This window comes from Streptacidiphilus melanogenes (assembly GCF_000787835.1).
GTDB lineage: Bacteria > Actinomycetota > Actinomycetes > Streptomycetales > Streptomycetaceae > Streptacidiphilus > Streptacidiphilus melanogenes.
This window is the reverse complement of sequence record NZ_BBPP01000008.1, coordinates 82,400-85,070: the sequence shown is the minus strand read 5'-3', so window position 1 is coordinate 85,070 and position 2,671 is coordinate 82,400. Positions and strand designations below refer to the sequence as shown.

Below are 2,671 nucleotides of genomic sequence, written 5' to 3'. Positions count from 1 at the left end.
AGCCTGACCAGGTGTGCCGCCTGCACGACCTTCCGCTCCGCCCGCCACAGGTCGCGGTCCGCGCCGGTCAGCTTGCTCTCCTCGCGGGCGTCGAAGCGCCGGTGCTCCTCCGAGCGCATCGTGGCGACGACGCGTAGCCGGGGGCCGCCCCAGGCGCGCATGGTCCGCAGACAGTCGTCGTCGATCCCTTCCGGACCGAGGTAGGTCTCGAGATCGTCGAGCCACAGGACAACACGGCACTGCTCGCGTCGCCTCGCCACAACCCTCCGCCGAAGACGCCTGCGGACGGCTCCGGCCGCGTCACCCAGTCCCGCCCTGGAACGGGGGCAGACCAGCCACGCCCTCGGGTAGAGCTCGCGAACCGTCTCGTAGGCCAGCCGCGTCTTCCCGGCCGTCGAGTCGCCCAGCAGCATCACGAACCAGGAACGGGCAAGCGCCTCACGCAGGTTCGGCTCCGCATCACGCCTCACGTACACCGGCGCCGCGGCGTCGGCCGGCCCGGCGGGGTGAACGCCGAGTCCGACCGGATCGAGGGCGCTCACGGGCCTGTCCGTGATCACCGGTTCGGGGCGGCCGCGAAAGGGGCCGCTGCGGCCCTTGGGATGGAACAGGTTGGTGATGACACCGGACACCGTGCCGACAGCGGTCCCGATCCCGGCGGCCACAGCCCCGGACATCCACACCTGCGCCACGGCCACGGTCGCGGCACCGGCCACGACGGTGCTCAAGAAGACCGCCCACCCGACCCCGCCACGCGCAGACGCCCCACGCTTCAGATCTCCGACCACGCCCCAGCCCCCGCCCACTGGCCGCATCGCCTCCTGCCGACATTGTCGCCCCGCCGATGTCGTTGTCCAGAGACGTGCCTCTTCCTCAACCTGCCTTCCCCGAAACGGGATTGTGTACGGTGCCGCCACTGCCGACCTGCAGAGTGTGCGCAGCGCACCTGCCGTGACGTCGCCCCGCTGGGACGAACTGGTCGTCATCGCCGAGCGCACGCCGGACAACGTGGTCTGCCGCCGTGTCTCCGAGCACGACGGCTTCGGAGTCCGTCTGCCGGGCCCGCGCCTGACCTCCGTCTCGACGACCCACCGGACGTTCCGGCTCAGGCGGCTGCCTTGCAGTTCCTCGCCGTCGCCGAGAAGACGGCGGCGAGGAACCGGAAGGCGATGCCGGTGCCTGCGCCGTAGGCGAGGTGGGCGCCGAGGTCCCAGGCCAGGACCTTGGCGTCGTACTCGCGGATCGGCTGGTAGAGGCCCGCGACCGGCAGGGCGACGTAGTCGCCGGCGAACAGCGCGGCGCCGAGCGGGATGCCGTAGGCGGGACACGGCGTGCGCAGCGATCCGGCCAGGACGCCGTAGGCCGCGCCCGCCGCTGATCCGTAGGCCCAGTGGGCGACGGTGCTCGTCAGCCAGGCCGAACGGTCCGGGAGTTCCTGCTGGGTGAAGCCCTCGACCAGCCGCTTGGCCACCTGGCCCGGGACGGGAGCGTTCTCCCAGTCGTCGACGGGCGCGAACTCCCATGCCTTCGGGGCGTCCGTGCCGCCGTCACGGCGGTACTTCACGTAGTGGACGGCGTCCAGGCACACGGTCCCCACCGCCCCGGCCAGAAGGCCGGCCACCACCGCCGCGAGCGGGGTCAGTCGCTGGTTGCGAGTGCGCATGACGAGGCTTCCGTCCTGATCAGGGCTCTGGCCGGGCCGACAAGGCCTTCGATCGGCAGCGTAGTTCGAGGTCGCGCACGACGCGCGTCGAGGACGCTCGCTCTGCGTGCCACCGGCTGAGTCGGCGTCCCGGTAGGGCCGGTCGGCCCTACCGGGGACGACCTCGGATGCAGTTCACTCACTCGGGGCAACCACCGGAACGACCGGACGCGGGGACAGCCGGAGGCCGGGACGCCCCTCCCCTACCGAGACACGTCGGACATGCGGAGGAGACGGGTGATCACCGTCGTCGGCCACGCCGATCTGAAGCCGGAAAGCCTGGCGCTCGTGGAGCGGAAGCTGCGCCAGGCAGTGGATCGACTCCCCGAGGGACCGGAAAGAGGCATCGGCATGGTCCGCGCCGGTGCGGGAACGCCGCTCGCCTTCGGGCGGGCCATGGCGGGGGCCGGGCGGACGCTGATCGCCGTGCTGCCCGCACGTGACGGCATGATGACGCCCCTGCCCCGGGGCGACGCCGACGCCGCGCGCGAGCTGCTGCGCATCTGTCTGTGCGCCCGGCTGCAGGGCTTCGACCCCGCCGACCGCTGCTCGCGGATCACCGCCGACGAGCAGCTCGTCGCCGAAAGCGACCGCGTGCTTGCGGTGTGGGACGGCTCGTCGACCGACGCCTGCGACGCCACCGCCCATCTCGTCGCCTACGCCCGCGCACGCGGGATCCCCGTCGAGATCGTCTGGCCGCGCGGCGCCGCCCGCAGGCGTGCCCGGCCGGTCGCCGCGGCCGCGGCGCGGTGACGGGGCCGAACGGCCCTAGGCTGCGGACCCGCCCCACGGGAGGATGAGTCCCTACCTGGTCCATTTCGGCCACGAGAGCCGCACACCCCTCTTCTCTTCGGGCGGCGCGATCCGATGCCAACGGAGTTCACGATGAGAGACGAAGCCGTCCGCGACCGCCCGCGCACCGCGTCGGCGGCGGACGACCCGGCAGCCGACGAAGCGGCGGTCGACGGC

At 72.6% G+C, this 2,671-nt stretch carries 2 protein-coding genes and 1 pseudogene; 1 reads left to right on the top strand and 2 read right to left on the bottom strand.

Annotated features, from left to right (window positions below; translation table 11 throughout):
- Together TR49_RS43720 and TR49_RS11345 are read right to left on the bottom strand one after the other, a co-directional pair.
- Positions 1-728 (bottom strand): annotated as a pseudogene (locus tag TR49_RS43720) (hypothetical protein); the annotation flags it as partial.
- Positions 729-1,105: 377 nt separating this feature from the next.
- Complete coding sequence (locus TR49_RS11345; protein ID WP_042380410.1) at positions 1,106-1,663, bottom strand: hypothetical protein; 558 nt, start codon at positions 1,661-1,663, stop codon at positions 1,106-1,108.
- A 276-nt stretch (positions 1,664-1,939) separates the two neighbouring features.
- Between TR49_RS11345 and TR49_RS11340 the strand changes: the two genes are divergently transcribed.
- On the top strand, positions 1,940-2,455 hold the full coding sequence (locus tag TR49_RS11340; RefSeq protein WP_042380409.1) for a hypothetical protein: 516 nt from the start codon (positions 1,940-1,942) through the stop codon (positions 2,453-2,455).
- Positions 2,456-2,671: the final 216 nt, after the last annotated feature.